Below are 17827 nucleotides of genomic sequence, written 5' to 3'. Positions count from 1 at the left end.
GCTAGCGAACGACAAGCTTCAAGCGCTTGACGTCATCTGGCGTCAGCTTTGCACCAATCGCGTAGCGGAAGTCGGTCACGATGTAGTTGTCGATATCGACTTCGCAGCGATAGTTGATCGGGAACCATTGTGTACCGACATTGAATGCGCCCTGCGCATTCATCAGGTTTCCGGCAATCGGATAGTTTTTGCCGGTATGCGGCTCAAGGCCGTCATACTGCCCGTTTCGCTCCTGCTTTATCTGAGCCATTGCCTCGGCCACGCACAATTGCGCCACGCGATCCTTTGGCTTCAGGTTGCCCATGATCTGGCGCAACATGGCACCGGGGCGTTTTGCCCCGACCAGTATCTTCTTGGCGGGCTTCAGGTTAGGCCCCTCCTCACCATCGGGTGCTGCCTTTGCTGGTTCCGGCGCTGGCTTTGTTTCAGGCTTGGGCACGGGCAGAGCCACGGTTGCCACGTCAAGCAGCGGCGGTGCTTCAGCCGCAGCAATCTCGCCCTCGTCTGCAGTGGCCTTCTCAGCCGCTGCAGCAGGCTCAGGCTTCTCCTCAGCCACGTCAGGCAGCGTCTGAGCAGGCTGCGCCACATCTGGCTGCTTCTCGGGCTCTTTCTGCTCCTGCCCACCCGCATCCTGCTCGCCGGGCTCGTCGCGTTCATCCAATTGCGTCGGGCCGGGCCTGATGGCGACAGGCGCCATTTGGGGCGGCGGAGGCGGTGGTGGCGGCTCTGCTGGTTTTTCCGGCGCGGGCGGCGGCGGGGGCTCTTCGGCCTTCTTTTCCTCGGGCTTTGGTGGCGGGTCGTCCTTCGGCGGCTCCACCATTTCAACGTTGACCGTTTCAGGCTCTGCCGGTGCAGGCGTGAAGTTGGAAGACAGAAGATAGGTCGCGCCGACGAGAACATGCAGCAGAAGCGAAACCGGAATCGTCCAGCTCCCTTGCCACCATTTGTTCTTAGCCGTCGGTTCCATCAGAACATCATGTCCTTAAATCGTGAGAGGAATCGCCCCTCACACATGCAAATACCATCCTGAAAAACAAAAACCCGGCCAGAAAAGAACTGACCGGGTTTGATTCTGTCGTATCGCCAGCCGTTAGCTGTCGAGGAACGAGCGCAGCTTGCGCGAACGGCTCGGGTGCTTGAGCTTGCGCAGCGCCTTGGCTTCGATCTGACGGATACGTTCGCGGGTAACCGAGAACTGCTGTCCGACTTCTTCCAGCGTATGGTCCGTGTTCATGCCGATGCCGAAGCGCATGCGCAGAACACGTTCTTCACGCGGTGTGAGCGATGCCAGAACGCGCGTGGTTGTTTCGCGCAGGTTGGCCTGAATGGCAGCATCGATTGGCAGAAGCGCGTTCTTGTCTTCGATGAAGTCACCCAGATGTGAATCCTCTTCGTCACCCACAGGGGTTTCGAGAGAGATCGGCTCCTTGGCGATTTTCAGAACCTTGCGCACCTTTTCAAGCGGCATGGCCAGCTTTTCAGCCAGTTCTTCCGGCGTCGGTTCGCGGCCGATTTCATGCAGCATCTGGCGCGATGTGCGAACGATCTTGTTGATCGTTTCGATCATGTGCACTGGAATACGGATCGTGCGCGCCTGGTCGGCAATCGAACGGGTGATAGCCTGACGAATCCACCATGTCGCATAGGTCGAGAACTTGTAACCGCGACGATATTCGAACTTGTCGACCGCCTTCATCAGGCCAATATTGCCTTCCTGAATGAGATCGAGGAACTGCAGACCACGGTTGGTGTATTTCTTGGCAATCGAAATAACCAGACGCAGGTTGGCTTCAACCATTTCCTTCTTGGCGATACGCGCCTCGCGCTCACCCTTCTGGACCATGGAAACGATGCGGCGGAATTCGGCGATGGAAATGCCGGTTTCCTGAGCAAGATTCTGGATTTCCAGACGGATATCGCGGATCGTGTTGTTTTCTTCGCGTGCGAATTCCTTCCAGCCCTTGGCGGCCAGATTGGCAATCGACTTCATCCAGTTCGGATCGAGTTCCGCACCGTGATACTGCTCAAGGAAGCTGTCGCGCTTGACGCCGTAGGATTCGGCAAGGCGCAACAGACGGCCTTCATTCTGCATCAGACGCTTGGAAATGTCGTAGAGCTGCTCAACAAGGCTATCGACGCGGTTCTGGTTCAGAGACAGCGACTTCACAGCCGTGATCAACTGATCCTTCAGTTCCTTGTAGCGGCGTTCCTGACCGGTGGACAGCGTGCCGGTGCAAGCAAGGCGAGCCTCGACCTGCTGATCCTGAAGCTTGCGCAGCTTCTTGTAGGTATCGGCAATCGTATCCAGCGTTTCCATGACCTGCGGTCGCAGTTCAGCTTCCATCGCAGCAAGAGACAAGTTGGACTCGTCATCGTCCTCCTCTTCCTCTTCATGCGGAAGGCCTTCGCCGCCGACATTGGTTACATCATCTTCGCCACCGGGATTGCGCAGACGGCGGGCTTTTTCTTTCTCTTCAGCAACCTTGCGGTCTGCTTCGATCTTTTCAGGGCTCTGGAACTGCGGCGCAGCCTTGGCTTCAGGGCCGGAATAGGTGGTTTCGAGATCGATGATCTCGCGCAAAAGCGTCGTGCCTTCGTTCAGCTCGTCACGCCAGATGATGAGCGCCTGGAACGTCAACGGGCTTTCGCACAGGCCGGAGATCATTGTCTCACGGCCAGCCTCGATGCGCTTGGCAATGGCGATTTCGCCTTCACGCGACAGAAGCTCGACAGAGCCCATTTCGCGCAGATACATGCGCACTGGGTCATCCGTGCGGTCCGTCGGTTCTTTCTTCTTGGCAGCGGCAAGCGCGGTGCCAGCGGAAGGCGCAAGTTCGCCGCCCTCGGACTCTTCGTCGTCGGCCTCTTTATCTTCGGTTTCGGTGGTTGCCTCTTCGGCATCCTCGTCTTCGACGACATTGATGCCCATTTCACTGAGCATCGCCATAATGTCTTCAATGCGATCAGGGTCGACCTGATCCGAGGGCAGGACCTCGTTCAGCTCATCCATCGTGACGTAGCCGCGCTTTTTCGCGGCCTTGATCATTTTCTTGACCGCGTCATCCGAAAGATCGAGAAGCGGCCCATCCGTCGCAGCATCGCGTTCGTTTTCAGCTTCTTCGTTTTCTTTGACTTTGGTTGCCATCTATCTCGTCGCTTTCCCTGACGCTAATCCGCTTCGCCGCATGACCGTTTGCCCCTTGGAGCATCCGGCAATGGCCGCGAATCACTGTCAAACACCTAACGGAATGATCTTTAATTGCCGCTTAATCACGGCTCCCACTGGCGGAATATCAAGACAGTGCATCCAAAAATGCTTCTCTACGCAGTTTCGATCCGCCAAGGCCCATTCCACCTTACTTTCCTGGAATGGTGATTCCCGCTATTTCCCTTCACGTCAAGCCTTTATGGCCAGACCGAGGGTCAAAAACCAAAAAAGCCGTCATTGCAGCGACATTTTGCGGGCCTTCACCAACTTAACCCCTATTTAGGTCTATCTGCGCAAAACACAAGCCTGCGCCACCATCAAACACTTAACCGTGCCCATAGGCCGGCCCCTTGACCCTGCCGGACATGACGCCGAAACCATCGATGATCGCTTCCTGATTTTCCATTCTCCCGATCTCCAGCTGCACTTCCGAGAGGGCGCGCATCAGTTGAACCATATGCTCGCCGTCTCCCGCTTCCGTTGCTTCCGCGATTTCGCGTTCAAGGTCTATCTTCTGCCAGCGCAACGCCTTGGTGCGCTTGTGAAGCGAAAGCGACTGCGTGTAGCCTTCACGCGCATCTTCCGGCGCCGCCTGTTCGGTGGCGGTCCACAGCCGCGCATTGCGCACTTGCTGGTTCATCGCTTTCAACAGCGCATCGAATCCTTGAGCCTCCAGACGTTGAACCAGACCATCGCGGGAAAGTTCCGCCGCGCATTCGCCCGCATAGGTTAAAACCTGCGACCAGAGCTTTTGCAGATCGCGGTTTTCATAATCGATGGCGGCAATCTCGTCATATTCCTCCAGCAAAAGCTGCGGATGATTGACGATGGTTAACGCCAGCACGCTTTCGCGCAAGGCGGGTGCGCCGAGATATCCCTTCACCAGGCCGGATTGGCTGAGCCGATCTGAAATGCTACCCGAACCCGTGGTCGTTCCACGCGCCGGGGTTCTCTGGCCGGGGCGATTATTGGTACCATCGCCACGCCTGAAGTTTCCATTCGGCCCATTGTTGCGCTGAAACTGCGGCTGGAAAAACGAATTCAGGCGGTCGCGCATGTCCTGTTGGTAAAACCGGCGGACCGTTTCATCGCCAATCACAGACACGATCTGGCGCAGCCGGTTTTCAAGCTCGGCGCGCTTTTCGGGCGTATCGAACGTGACGGCTGCCGTCTCACGGCTCCAGATCATCGCGGCCAGCGGCTTGGCCTCGGCCAGAACCCGGTCGAACGGCGCCCTTCCCTCATGGCGCACAAGATCATCAGGGTCCTTGCCATCGGGCAACAGGGCAAAGCTGACGGAGCGCCCTGGTTTGATATGCGGGAGGGCGAGATCTGCGGCGCGGCTGGCGGCGCGGATGCCCGCACCATCACCATCGAAACAGAGCACCGGCTGGGTGGACATTTTCCACAACAGGTCGAGCTGATTTTCCGTCAGCGCCGTTCCGAGCGGTGCCACGGCATTTTCGACGCCCGCCTGATAGAGCGCAATGACATCCATATAGCCTTCAACGGCAATGACAGTGCCGGAGGATTGGGTGGCGCGCCGTGCCCGCGCAAAATTATAGAGTACATTGCCCTTGTGAAAGAGCTCGGTCTCGTTGGAATTCAGATATTTCGCCATCGCATCGGCGGCCATGGCGCGCCCGCCAAAGGCAATCACCTTTTCCCGCGAGGAGAGAATGGGAAACATGATGCGGTCGCGAAAGCGGTCATAGGACACCGGCACATTTTCATGCACCACCAGACCGCAGGCTTCCATCTGCTCCTTGGCAATGCCCTTGGAAGCCAGATGCTCCTTCAGCGCATTGCGGCTATCAGGCGCAAAGCCCAAGCGGAATGTTTCGATGGTGCGCCCGGTCAAGCCACGATCACGGAGATAGGCACGCGCTCGCGCACCGGCTGCCGTCTGCAACTGGTCCTGAAAGAACAGCGTCGCCATTTCCATGACGTCCTGAAGCGTGGCGCGCTCGCGCTCGCGCCGTTCCGCCTGCACATCCGGCTGCGGCATGGACACGCCAGCCATATCGGCAATCTGCTGCACGGCTTCGGGAAAACCCATGCCATCGAGGTCGGTCAGGAACCGGAAATGATCGCCGGAGACACCGCAACCGAAGCAATGGTAGCGGCCCTTGCGGTCCTCGCAATGGAAGCTCGGGCTCTTTTCACCGTGGAACGGGCAGCATGCCCAATAATCACCCTTGGAGGTGTTGCTCTTCTTCCTGTCCCACGTCACACGTCTGCCGATAACATCAGAGATGTTCACTCGGTCACGTATCTCGTCGAGAAATGAGTTTGAAAAGCGCATTGTTACCTGGGATCAGTGCCTGTTTTGGCCAGTCTGTTATATAAGCCCAGCCACGCGCAATTACCAAGCGCCGAAACGGGTGATACCCGTTATTCACAGGCAGCGCGCTTCCGAAACATTACCTATTTGTAAGTTGAAGCAGAGCGAAAAACGGCTCAATCTCCCCTCACCGGCTCAAAGTCGGCGTCGTCGCATGCTGGAAGGTTCGAGCGAAATTCCCCGTTCCGTCGAACAAGCGCTTTCCCCCGAGCGCGTTTCCCAGCAACAAAAAAGGCAGGGCATCCACATATGCCCTGCCTTTTACCGTTTTAAAAGCGGATGCCTTACTTCAGCAATTCCTTGATCAAAGCAGATGCCTTGCCGAAATCGATCTGGCCGGGATAACGCTCTTTCAGAACGGCCATCACCTTGCCCATGTCTTTCAAGCCAGAGGCTTCTGTCTCGGCAATGACGCCTTCGAGGATGGCGCGCACCTTTTCCTGCGGAATTTCTTCCGGCATGAAGCCCTTGATGATGGCGATTTCTTCGCGCTCATGCTCGGCAAGCTCAGTGCGCCCGGCCTGATCGTAGATCCCGGCAGATTCTTCGCGCTGCTTGATCATCTTGGCCAGAATCTGCAGAATCTCTTCGTCTGACACCGCATCCTTGCCAACGCCGCGATTGGCGATATCACGGTCCTTGATAGCCGCCTGAACGAGGCGGATCGTGGAGAGCCGGCGTGTATCGCGGGCTTTCATGGCGTCTTTCATAGCATCGGCGAAAGTATCGCGGATCATGTCATTTCTCCTTGGGAAAGCCATCTCCACCGGCAAATCCGGGCCAGGCGTTTCCGTCATATTTTCGCCCGCTGCATAAACGAGCAACCATGCATCGGCAAATCATTTGCATAAGTCATTGATTCAGATGCCTTTAAATTCCTAGGATTTCGCGTGGGCGTGGTTGACCCTTCGCCCCCCTTTCGTTATTTTCCGGCACCTGCACAGGATTTTAACGAAGGTTACGACGCGAAGGCTTTCGCGCGCCCTTATCCGCGAAAAAAGATGACCGCTTTACCCCTGCTTTTCAAGAGGCGGGCCGAAGTGGCAGAAACGGGAAACGAGATGACCGAGACAGCACCCTGGACCACCCGCAAACCCACCGCCATGCTCGTTCTGGCCGATGGCACCGTGATCGAGGGAACCGGCATCGGCGCAACCGGCAAGGTTCAGGCGGAAGTCTGCTTTAACACCGCGCTGACCGGCTATCAGGAAATCCTGACCGACCCGTCCTATCTGGGCCAGATCGTCACCTTCACCTTCCCGCATATCGGCAATGTCGGCGCCAATGACGAAGACATCGAAGACCTGACGCCCGCCGCACGCCGCGGCGCTGTTGGCGTTATCTTCAAGGCCGATATTACCGAGCCATCCAATTTCCGCGCCGCCAAGCATCTCGATGCATGGCTGAAGGCTCGCGGCATCATCGGCCTTTGCGGCATCGACACCCGCGCACTCACAGCCTGGATCCGCGAAAATGGCGCGCCGAACGCTGTCATCGCCCACGACCCGAACGGCGTTTTCGACATCGACGCGCTGAAGGCAGAAGCCAAGGCCTGGAGCGGTCTTGAAGGTCTCGACCTTGCGATCGAAGCCACATCCGGCCAGTCCTCCGTCTGGAGCGAAACGCCTTGGGTCTGGAACGAGGGTTACAGCGAACTTCAGCAGACCGAAGCCAAGTATCATGTCGTCTGCGTGGATTTCGGCGTGAAGCGCAACATTCTGCGCCTGTTCGCCGGTCTGGACTGCAAGGTCACGATCGTTCCTGCCCAGACGTCCGCTGAAGACATCATGGCGCTGAAGCCCGATGGCGTTTTCCTCTCCAACGGTCCGGGAGACCCGGCTGCAACGGGCGTTTACGCGGTTCCAGTTATTCAGGACCTGATCAAGACGGAAGTGCCGATGTTCGGCATCTGCCTTGGTCACCAGATCCTCGGCCTCGCCGTTGGCGCAAAGACTGAGAAGATGCATCAGGGCCACCATGGCGCAAACCATCCGGTCAAGGACTTCACCACCGGCAAGGTGGAGATCGTTTCCATGAATCACGGCTTTGCGGTGGATGCGAAGTCTTTGCCCGAGGGCATTGAAGAGACTCACACATCTCTGTTCGATGGCACCAATTGCGGCCTGCGCATCGTCGGCAAGCCCGTGTTCTCGGTACAGCACCACCCCGAGGCATCGCCCGGCCCGCAGGACAGCCACTATCTGTTCCGCCGCTTCGTGAACCTGCTGCGGGAGAAAAAGGGCGAAGCAGCGCTGGCAGAGCGCTGATAAGACTCTAGGAAATGTAGAGAATATACGGCCCGCTATAGAACCTTGGCGGGTCAGATTGAGGTGTTTTGCCGGAGCAGATTTTCGTCAGGGCAGCGATGGTTGGTGAAGAGCATACCCAAAGGTATGGTCGAGACAATCGTTGCTGATCCTGATGGAAATATGCCCGGCAGAACAGCTTAATCTGGCCCGCCAAGGTTCTGTTAGTGGGCCGTTTGCATTTGGCGCTTCACCATCACGTAAAAGCGGGTCGTCAGCAGCAAGGCTGCCGCCGAAAGGCCGACGACGAAACCGAACCAGACGCCGGGTCCGCCAAAGCCGAGCGGAAATGCGGCGACCCAGGCAAGTGCGAAGCCAATGGGCCAATAGGAAATCAGCGCAAGGATCATCGGCACCCGCGCATCCTTCAAGCCGCGCAGCAGCCCGGCGGCCACCACCTGCATGCCATCCACCAACTGAAAAACACCCGCGATAATGACCAGCGTGCTGGCATAGGCCAGAACATCCGCGGCACCGGCCAGGCTGGGGTCGAGGAACCAGCTGGCGAGATATTCAGGCGCAATGGCAAACAACAGACCACCACACACAGCGATTGCGCAGGCCACACCGTATACCGTAATCGCCGCCCGCACGAGGTTGGGATAATCATTCTGCCCATGCGCGACACCGATCCGCACGGTTGCCGCCTGCCCCAGGCCGAGCGGGATCATGAAGGCGATGGAAGCCAGTTGCAGCGCGATGCCATGGGCTGCAAGCTCAAGCGTGCCGATCTGCCCCATGAGGATGGAGGCGGCAGAAAACAGCGTGGCCTCTGCCAGAATGGTGATGCTGATGGGCAAGCCGAGGCGCACCACCTCCCAAAGAGCGTGAAAGTCCGGCCTCCAGAAGCGCACGAACAATTCATATCGGCGTGTTTCATCGCGCGTCTGGATATAGACGATGATGAAGATGAGGCTGAAGGTGTTGACGATGACAGCCGCATAGGCAGCACCAATCATGCCGAAGGCCGGGGCACCGAAGTGACCGAGCACCAGCGCATAGGCCAGAAAGCCATTGAGCACCAACATGGCGATGGTGGCATAGAGAACAATGCCCGCCCGGCCGATGGCGCTGACAAGGCCGCGAATGACATAAAACAACAATGCTGGCAAAAGGCCGAATTGCGCGACGGCCAGATACTCGCCTGTCTGCGCCGAGACTGCCGGGTTTTGACCCAGCGCCAGAAGGAGTTTCTCCGCATTCAGAAACAGTGGCACGGTCAAAAGCCAGTAGGCGATGGCAACCCACATGCCCATGCGCAAGGCGCGCCGCGCCTGTATGGCATTCCCCTGCCCGTAGGCATTGGCGACCATTGGCACCACGGCCACGGAGAAGCCCGAACCGAAGATGAAGACCACGAAGAAGAACTGGCCTGCGAGAACCATGGCAGCAAGCTTTTCAGCGCCGAGCTGGCCCACAATCACCATGTCGGTGGTGTGAATGCCAAGCTGCGCCAGCTGCGCACCGATCAGTGGAATTCCAAGCGCAAGCGTTGCACGCAGATGTGCGCCCCATGAGTTTAGACCCAGCGGAGCTCGTTCAACCGCAACAGACGAAGACATTAGCTCACCTCAAAAATGCAAGACCGCCGCCCAATACAACCTGTGTGGGAAGCGCGAGCCCTGATTATGATATTCGCGCCCTTGGCGCAAGAATGATATCGCCCGCAAAAACTGTCATCAAAATATAATATATTATAAATTACAACAGTTTGTGGTCTCAACATCACGCACCATGTCAATTTTGCAGGGTTTGTTTACCGTTCAACACTACAGATTCTTGATGATAAGCAATTTTCTGGGTGCATGATGCACGCTGTACGCGCCATTGGGCATGTCTCCATTAAACCCGGTCCCACCGGTCTCTTTCCGAGGTCAGCTAGTGTCTCAAAAATCCAATTTAATGACGCGGATCGTCGCTGCCGCCTCATGCGTGGTCGTCGCGGCTTTCGTAGGTTTCTCCTTTTATATTGATGGTTTGCAGCGTGATGCCGCCAACCATTTCGTTGAAGACAAGATCAATGCTGCCGGAAAACAGTCTGCGCTGAGCATTGCCAACTGGCTGAATGGCCGCGTGATGATGACCGAAATGGTCGGCGCATCGATGGTAACGGCAACAACGAAGGAAAAGCTGGAGCTTGCCCTGCACAACGATGTGCTGGCGCGCGAATTCAAGTCCGCTTATTTCGGCGATGAGACCGGTGCGTTCAACAACTTCCCATCGACCAAGATGCGCGAAGGTTATGACCCACGCCAGCGTCCGTGGTACCAGGCTGCCGTCAAGGCCAATGCCACCGTTCTGACCGAGCCTTACACCGATGCCACCACCGGCAAGCTCGTGGTAAGCGCCGCCCTGCCCGTCAAGCGCGATGGCAAGCTGGTTGGTGTTGCCGCAAGCGACTTCCTGCTGACAACACTGGTTTCCATGATCGCCTCCGTTGATGCTGGCAACGAAGGCTATGCGTTTCTTGTCAACAAGGATGGCAAGATCCTGATCCATCCCAACGAAGCCATGATCAACAAGACGCTTGCTGATCTCTTCCCGGTCGCAACGCCGAAAATTTCTCAGGCCGTTTCCCAGACCAGCATTGGCGATGCTGACAAGATCACCAGCTTTATCGCGGTGCCCGGCCTTCCCGGTGTCGAATGGTCGGTCGGCCTCGTCATCGACAAAAACACGGCCTTCGCATCCATTACGCAGTTCCGCATCGCCGCCGTTGTCGCTACCATTCTGGCCGTCGCGGGCATGATCGCCTTCCTCGCATTCCTCGTGAACAGCCTTGTCATCAAGCCCGTTTCGCAGATGACGCTGGCGATGGAACAGCTCGCCTCTGGCAATCTGGATGTGACCATTCCCGGTCAGGAGCGCACGGATCAGATCGGCTCCATGGCCGCAGCCGTTGCCGTCTTCCGCACCAACGCCATGGAGCGCCGCCGTCTGGAAGGCGACGCGGAACAGACCCGCACCCTTTCGGAACGGGAGCGCAATGAGCGCGAGCAGCTCTCCGCCAAGGATGCCGCAGACATTCAGTTCGCCGTCGATTCCCTCGCCAAGGGCCTCGCGCATCTTTCCGATGGCGACATGGGTTACCGCATCACCACGCCATTCGTGGCACGCATCGATCGGTTGCGTGAAGATTTCAACGCATCCATCAGCAAGCTAAACGGCGCGCTGGTCAATGTTGGCCAGAATGCACGTGCCATCGACGCCGGTGCCAGCGAAATCCGCCATTCCGCCGACGAACTTGCCAAGCGCACGGAACGGCAGGCAGCATCTGTGGAAGAAACCGCAGCAGCACTGGAAGAAATTACCACCACAGTGCAGGACTCCGCCAAGCGCGCCGAAGAAGTCGGCCGTCTGGTTGCCCGTGCCCGCAGCAATGCAGAAAAATCCGGCGTGGTTGTTGGCGATGCGGTGAAGGCCATGGAGGGCATCGAACAGTCTTCATCCGGCATTTCCAAGATCATCGGCGTGATCGATGAAATCGCGTTCCAGACGAACCTTCTGGCCTTGAATGCGGGTGTGGAAGCAGCACGCGCTGGTGAAGCTGGCAAGGGCTTTGCCGTGGTGGCACAGGAAGTGCGCGAATTGGCGCAACGCTCTGCCAACGCTGCCAAGGAAATCAAGGTCTTGATCAGCGCCTCTACGACACAGGTTGAATCCGGCGTCTCGCTGGTTGGCAATGCTGGCAAGGCGCTCGATACCATCGTGGCGGAAGTGCAGGAGATCAACCAGCACATCAACGCCATCGTGCTGGCATCCCGCGAGCAGTCCACGGCCTTGCAGGAGATCAACACCGCCATCAACACCATCGATCAAGGCACGCAGCAAAATGCGGCCATGGTCGAAGAGCAGACGGCAGCAAGCCACGGACTGGCGACGGAAGCCGCCGCTCTCAACGCCCTGCTGGCGCAGTTCCAGCTGGCCAACGCGCAGCGTGAGCAAGGCTATAGTCGCGCCGCTTGATGCGCACCTGACCCGACAACAACGTGGCCGCTCACGCGGCCACGGTTTTCCACATCATGCTGCCAATTAACGCCATTCCTGCACTTGTCGGAGCAGCAAAAAAGCCTAGAGGTTGCCGCCAGCAAAACAGTGGGGGTAATCATGTCGGATATGATTTGGGCTGGTATTTTAATGGGTATTGGCGGAACCGCCCTCATGGACGTGTGGGCCATCATACTCCACCGCTTCTTCCAACAACCTGCCGCGAACTGGGGTCCGATAGGCCGCTGGTTCTGGCATTTGCCCAAGGGCAAGGTCTTCCACGACACAATCGCAAACGCTGAACCCTACGCACATGAGAACGCCCTTGGATGGGCGTCACACTATGCAGTTGCCATTGTCTATGGCGTTGTTCTTGCCCTCATCGTGCCCGATGGATGGTTCGCGGCACCCACATTCTTGCTGCCTTGGCTGGTGGGCATTGCGACCGTTGGCGCAGGCTGGTTCCTGCTACAGCCGGGCCTCGGCATTGGCTGGGCGGCATCAAAGACGCCCAACCCATGGAAGGTGCGCGCCCTCAATATCGTCGCGCACAGCATATTCGCGCTTGGCATGTATGTGACGGCGCTGCTTCTCGCCTAGCTTAGATATCAGCGGAGAAGGTGTCGCAATCTTCCACCCGACCGCTTTCGAAGCCGCGACGGAACCATTCTGCGCGCTGCGCCGATGTGCCGTGATTGAAGCTATCTGGCACGACATAGCCCTGCGACTTCTTCTGCAGCGTATCGTCACCAATCTGGTGGGCGGCATTGATGGCCTCCTCCAGATCGCCCGCTTCCAGAATGCCCTTCTGCTGCGTGGACTTGCCCCAAATGCCGGCATAGCAATCGGCCTGCAGCTCGACCTTGACGGACATTTTGTTGGCTTCCGTCTCGCCCATAGATTGGCGTTGGCGGTTGAACTCCGGCAGAACGCCGGTCAGGTTCTGAATGTGGTGACCCACCTCATGCGCGATGACATAGGCCTGCGCGAAATCGCCTGAGGCGCCGAAGCGGCTATCCAGTTCCCGGAAGAACTGCGTATCCAGATAGACCTTGCGATCAACAGGGCAATAGAACGGGCCGCTGGCAGACGTCGCGGCACCACATGCCGAGCGAACCTGCCCTGCAAACAACACAAGCGTCGGCTTTTCATAGGTCTCGCCAGAAGCACTGAAGAGCTTGCCCCAGGTGTCTTCCGTTTCGGCCAGAACGGTACGGACGAAAGCCGTGGTCTCATCGCTGGATTGGCCCTGCGGCCGTGTGCCAGTCGTCTGCTGGCTGCCGCTATCAGAGCCGATATCACCGCCGGACAGAAGCGTGAGCGGGTTGATGCCGAGCGCCCAGCTGATCAGCAGGATGACGACGAGACCGCCAATACCAATGCCGCCGCCGCGACCGCCAGTCGGCAAGCGGAAGCCACCGCCACCAGAGCCGCCGGATGACATGCCACGCCTGTCTTCAATATTGTCGGATTGCCGACGCCCTCTCCACTGCATAGATGTCTCCCCTTGAATGACCTGCCTAAACGCTGGATGGAGCAAAGCGTTCCGTTAGGTCAGCTCTTGGCATAGGCATAAGCGCCGCCTTTTTTAAGCGCGCGCTGATAGGCCGGACGGGCGCGGATCGTATCCAGGTAAAGCCGAATAGCAGGTTGTGCATCAACGCCATCCACGCGGCTCATGGCGGCTTCCACCGGGAAGCTCATTGCGATGTCTGCGCCCGTCAGTTCACCGCCGGTAAACAGCCCATCTTTCGAGAGCTCGCTTTCCCAAAAGGCAACATTGTCTTTCAGTTGCGGATTGATGAATTTGCTTGCAACACCTTTGGAAATGAGTGTTGCAACGGGCCGCAGCAGAAAGGGAACCTGACGGGGAATACGGGAAAACAGCAGCTTCATCACAAGCAATGGCATGGCAGAGCCTTCGGCATAATGCAGCCAATAGACATAGCGTCTGTAGGCATCCGTACCCTGCTTTGGCCTGAGCGCGCCTTTTGCGTAGGTATCGATCAAATACTCTATGATCGCACCGCTTTCGGCGTAGATCTTTCCGCCATCCTCGATCACGGGGGATTTGCCGAGTGGATGCACGTCTTTCAGGGTTTTGGGCGCCCGCATGTCAGACCCGCGTGCATAGACCTTTACGTCGTATTCAAGCCCGAGTTCTTCGAGCAGCCAGAGGATGCGGTGTGCGCGGGAATTGTCGAGATAATGGACTGATATCATAATGCCTCGTTCTATCGTTCTGGAATAAACTTTATTTCATTCTAATATAACTACGGTTTTAGTCGTTGAGAGGATCAATCCGCAAGACAGTTCCATGATCATTGCACTTTCCTGTCGGAAAGCGAAGATTCGGGGTTCCGTTCGCCAAAACATTTGCCTATAAGCCGCTTCTAGCCTGAAAAGATTGGAATTGCGCCCCCGGCCGGTGAGTTTCACCTTGGCCGTTTTTTGCGCAACACGAAAAGCGGAACGAGAGCTATGCCGAAGCGCCAAGATATCAAATCCATCCTCATCATCGGCGCTGGTCCGATTGTCATCGGTCAGGCATGTGAGTTCGATTATTCCGGCACCCAGGCGTGCAAGGCGCTGAAAGAGGAAGGCTACCGCGTCATCCTCGTCAACTCCAACCCCGCAACCATCATGACGGACCCCAACCTGGCGGACGCGACCTATGTCGAGCCGATCACGCCGGAAGTGGTCGCAAAGATCATTGCCAAGGAACGTCCTGACGCGCTTTTGCCAACGATGGGTGGCCAGACGGCGCTGAACACCGCCCTCTCGCTGAAGCGCATGGGCGTTCTCGACCGCTACAATGTTGAAATGATCGGCGCAAAGCCTGAAGCCATCGACATGGCGGAAGACCGCGCTCTGTTCCGCGAAGCCATGAAGCGGATCAACCTGGAAACACCGAAGTCGATGCTGGCCAACGCCACCGACATCAAGGACGCAGACCGCAAGACGCATGAAGCCGCACGCGCAGAGCTGAAAGCCAAGCTTTCCGGCGCAGAACTGGACAAGGCGCTCGACAACCTCGAGAACCAGTGGAACCTTGGCGAGACAGACCGCAAGCAACGCTACATCAGCCACGCCATGGCCATTGCCGCACAGGCGATTGATGTGGTTGGCCTGCCAGCCATCATCCGCCCTTCCTTCACCATGGGTGGCACGGGCGGCGGCATTGCTTACAACCGCTCGGAATTCTTTGAAATCATCGGCGGCGGTCTCGACGCGTCTCCAACCACCGAAGTGCTGATCGAAGAATCGGTTCTCGGCTGGAAAGAATATGAGATGGAAGTGGTTCGCGACAAGGCGGACAACTGCATCATCATCTGCTCCATCGAAAACATCGACCCGATGGGCGTTCACACCGGCGACTCGATCACCGTTGCGCCTGCGCTGACACTGACCGACAAAGAATACCAGATGATGCGCAACGCATCGATTGCGGTTCTGCGCGAAATCGGCGTTGAAACCGGCGGATCGAACGTGCAGTTCGCGGTCAACCCGAAGGATGGCCGTCTGGTCGTCATCGAGATGAACCCGCGCGTATCGCGCTCTTCCGCTCTCGCATCCAAGGCAACAGGCTTCCCGATTGCCAAGGTCGCGGCAAAGCTCGCTGTCGGCTACACGCTGGATGAGCTGGACAACGACATCACCGGCGGCGCGACACCTGCCTCGTTTGAACCATCCATCGACTATGTCGTCACCAAGATCCCGCGCTTTGCCTTCGAAAAGTTCCCCGGCGCATCGCCAATCCTGACCACCGCCATGAAGTCTGTCGGTGAAGTCATGGCGATTGGCCGTACATTCGCTGAATCTCTGCAGAAGGCGCTTCGCGGTCTCGAAACCGGCCTGACGGGTCTCGATGAAATCGAAATCCCCGGCTACGAAGAAGGCGAAGGCTCCAAGAACGCCATTCGCGCAGCCATCGGCACGCCAACGCCAGACCGTCTGCGCATGGTGGCACAGGCTCTGCGCATGGGCATGTCTGAAGCCGAAGTGCATGAGAACAGCAAGATCGATCCATGGTTCATTGCCCAGTTCAAGGCAATCGTGGACATGGAAGCGCGTGTGCGTGAGCACGGCCTGCCAACGGATGCTGAAAACCTGCGCTCGCTGAAGGCCATGGGCTTTTCTGATGCGCGCCTTGCCAGCCTGACGAAAAAGCGTCCCAAGGAAGTGGCGGAACTGCGCAACAGCCTGAATGTGCGGCCCGTGTTCAAGCGCATCGATACCTGCGCTGCCGAGTTCGCATCGCCCACCGCCTATATGTACTCCACCTATGAGACGCCTTTCGTCGGCCAATTGCGCTCCGAAGCGCAGGTTTCGGATCGCAAGAAGGTCGTCATTCTCGGCGGTGGCCCGAACCGCATCGGCCAGGGCATTGAGTTCGATTATTGCTGCTGCCACGCCGCATTCGCTCTGAAGGATGCAGGCTTCGAAGCCATCATGATCAACTGCAACCCGGAAACCGTGTCTACCGATTACGACACATCTGACCGCCTCTATTTTGAGCCGCTGACGGCCGAAGACGTGATCGAAATTCTCCGCGCTGAGCAGGAGAAGGGTGAGCTTGTTGGCGTCATCGTGCAGTTCGGCGGCCAGACGCCGCTGAAGCTGGCCGAAGCGCTTGAGAAGAACGGTATCCCGATCCTCGGCACAGCGCCTGACATGATCGACCTTGCCGAAGACCGCGACCGCTTCCAGAAGCTTTTGATGAAGCTTGATCTGGCCCAGCCGAACAACGGTATCGCCTATTCCGTAGAACAGGCGCGCCTCGTTGCATCCGAAATCGGTTTCCCGCTGGTCGTTCGCCCATCCTATGTTCTGGGTGGCCGCGCCATGCAGATCATCCATTCCGAGGGCCAGTTGCAGACCTATCTGCTCGATACGGTTCCCGGTCTGGTGCCTGAGGACATCAAGCAGCGTTACCCGAACGACAAGACCGGGCAGATCAACACGCTGCTGGGCAAGAACCCGCTGCTGTTCGATAGCTACCTGACCAATGCTGTCGAAGTGGACGTGGATGCGCTGTGCGATGGCGAGAATGTCTTCGTCTCCGGCATCATGGAGCACATCGAAGAAGCCGGTATTCACTCCGGCGATAGCGCCTGCTCGCTGCCATCGCGTTCTCTTTCCAAGGAAACGCTGGACGAGTTGGAGCGCCAGACAACAGCGATGGCCAAGGCGCTGAACGTGGGCGGCCTGATGAACGTGCAATACGCCATCAAGGACGGCACGATCTATGTGTTGGAAGTCAATCCACGTGCATCGCGTACCGTGCCATTCGTCGCCAAGACCATCGGCGCGCCGATTGCCAAGATTGCAGCACGCATCATGACAGGTGAAAAGCTGGATGCGGCCATTGCAGCCTATGGCGAGAAGCCTGACCCGCGCAACCTGAAGCACATTGCCGTCAAGGAAGCCGTGTTCCCGTTTGCCCGCTTCCCCGGCGTCGATATTCTGCTCGGACCAGAAATGCGCTCGACCGGTGAAGTCATCGGCCTCGACACAGATTTCGCCCTGGCCTTCGCCAAGGCGCAGCTGGGTGCAAGCGTTGACCTGCCACGCTCCGGTGCCGTGTTCGTTTCGGTGCGCGATGATGACAAGGAACGGGTTCTTCCTGCCATCCGCCAGCTGGTGGAGATCGGTTTCCGGGTTCTCGCAACCGGCGGCACGCAGCGCTTCCTGGCTGAACAGGGCATCAACGCTGAAAAGATCAACAAGGTTCAGGAAGGTCGTCCGCATATCGAAGACGCCATCCGCAATCGTCAGGTTCAGCTGGTGATCAACACCACTGATAGCAACAAGGCAATCTCTGACAGCAAGTCGCTTCGCCGCGCCACGCTGATGCAGAAGGTGCCCTATTACACGACAATTTCGGGTGCCGAATCTGCAGCGCTTGCCATCAAGGCGCTGAAGGCTGGTAGCCTCGACGTGCGGCCATTGCAGAGCTATTTCTGATCCCGGCTAGACCGT

11 protein-coding genes are annotated in these 17827 nt (G+C 57.7%); 4 read left to right on the top strand and 7 right to left on the bottom strand.

What is annotated here, in order from left to right; genetic code table 11:
- Window position 1: 1 nt before the first annotated feature.
- From RQI55_RS01900 to RQI55_RS01885, 4 genes are all read right to left on the bottom strand, one after another.
- Window positions 2-967 (bottom strand): DUF930 domain-containing protein, encoded by a 966-nt coding sequence (locus RQI55_RS01900; RefSeq protein ID WP_243255385.1) that lies wholly within the window; start codon window positions 965-967, stop codon window positions 2-4.
- A gap of 123 nt (window positions 968-1090) precedes the next feature.
- Window positions 1091-3145, bottom strand: coding sequence for an RNA polymerase sigma factor RpoD (gene rpoD, locus RQI55_RS01895; RefSeq protein ID WP_243255383.1), 2055 nt, complete (start codon window positions 3143-3145; stop codon window positions 1091-1093).
- A gap of 388 nt (window positions 3146-3533) precedes the next feature.
- On the bottom strand, window positions 3534-5513 hold the full coding sequence (dnaG, locus tag RQI55_RS01890) for a DNA primase (RefSeq protein WP_243255382.1): 1980 nt from the start codon (window positions 5511-5513) through the stop codon (window positions 3534-3536).
- Between the two features lie 323 nt (window positions 5514-5836).
- The gene (locus RQI55_RS01885) at window positions 5837-6289 is read right to left on the bottom strand and encodes a GatB/YqeY domain-containing protein (protein WP_243255381.1); all 453 of its coding nucleotides are present in this window, start codon (window positions 6287-6289) and stop codon (window positions 5837-5839) included.
- Between the two features lie 324 nt (window positions 6290-6613).
- On the opposite strand from RQI55_RS01885, the gene carA reads away from it, so the two are divergent.
- On the top strand, window positions 6614-7819 hold the full coding sequence (carA, locus tag RQI55_RS01880) for a glutamine-hydrolyzing carbamoyl-phosphate synthase small subunit (RefSeq protein ID WP_042617750.1): 1206 nt from the start codon (window positions 6614-6616) through the stop codon (window positions 7817-7819).
- A gap of 203 nt (window positions 7820-8022) precedes the next feature.
- On the opposite strand, the gene RQI55_RS01875 is transcribed toward carA, so the two are convergent.
- Entirely contained in the window at window positions 8023-9420 is a 1398-nt protein-coding gene (locus RQI55_RS01875) for an MATE family efflux transporter (protein ID WP_243255380.1), read from the bottom strand.
- Between the two features lie 319 nt (window positions 9421-9739).
- Here RQI55_RS01875 and RQI55_RS01870 point away from each other — a divergent pair, with 319 nt between their 5' ends.
- Window positions 9740-11824, top strand: coding sequence for a methyl-accepting chemotaxis protein (locus RQI55_RS01870; protein ID WP_311272297.1), 2085 nt, complete (start codon window positions 9740-9742; stop codon window positions 11822-11824).
- Between the two features lie 141 nt (window positions 11825-11965).
- On the top strand, window positions 11966-12445 hold the full coding sequence (locus tag RQI55_RS01865; RefSeq protein ID WP_243255378.1) for a DUF2938 domain-containing protein: 480 nt from the start codon (window positions 11966-11968) through the stop codon (window positions 12443-12445).
- 1 nt (window position 12446) lies between these two features.
- Here RQI55_RS01865 and RQI55_RS01860 read toward each other — a convergent pair whose 3' ends face one another.
- Together RQI55_RS01860 and RQI55_RS01855 are read right to left on the bottom strand one after the other, a co-directional pair.
- Complete coding sequence (locus RQI55_RS01860) at window positions 12447-13340, bottom strand: neutral zinc metallopeptidase (protein ID WP_243255377.1); 894 nt, start codon at window positions 13338-13340, stop codon at window positions 12447-12449.
- Window positions 13341-13399: 59 nt separating this feature from the next.
- Complete coding sequence (locus RQI55_RS01855; RefSeq protein WP_243255376.1) at window positions 13400-14068, bottom strand: glutathione S-transferase; 669 nt, start codon at window positions 14066-14068, stop codon at window positions 13400-13402.
- Between the two features lie 258 nt (window positions 14069-14326).
- On the opposite strand from RQI55_RS01855, the gene carB reads away from it, so the two are divergent.
- On the top strand, window positions 14327-17812 hold the full coding sequence (carB, locus tag RQI55_RS01850; RefSeq protein ID WP_042617268.1) for a carbamoyl-phosphate synthase large subunit: 3486 nt from the start codon (window positions 14327-14329) through the stop codon (window positions 17810-17812).
- Window positions 17813-17827: the final 15 nt, after the last annotated feature.

Source organism: Rhizobium sp. WCS2018Hpa-16, assembly GCF_031843705.1.
In the GTDB taxonomy this organism is placed as follows: domain Bacteria; phylum Pseudomonadota; class Alphaproteobacteria; order Rhizobiales; family Rhizobiaceae; genus Agrobacterium; species Agrobacterium tumefaciens_C.
This window is presented reverse-complemented; position numbering and strand designations above follow the sequence as displayed.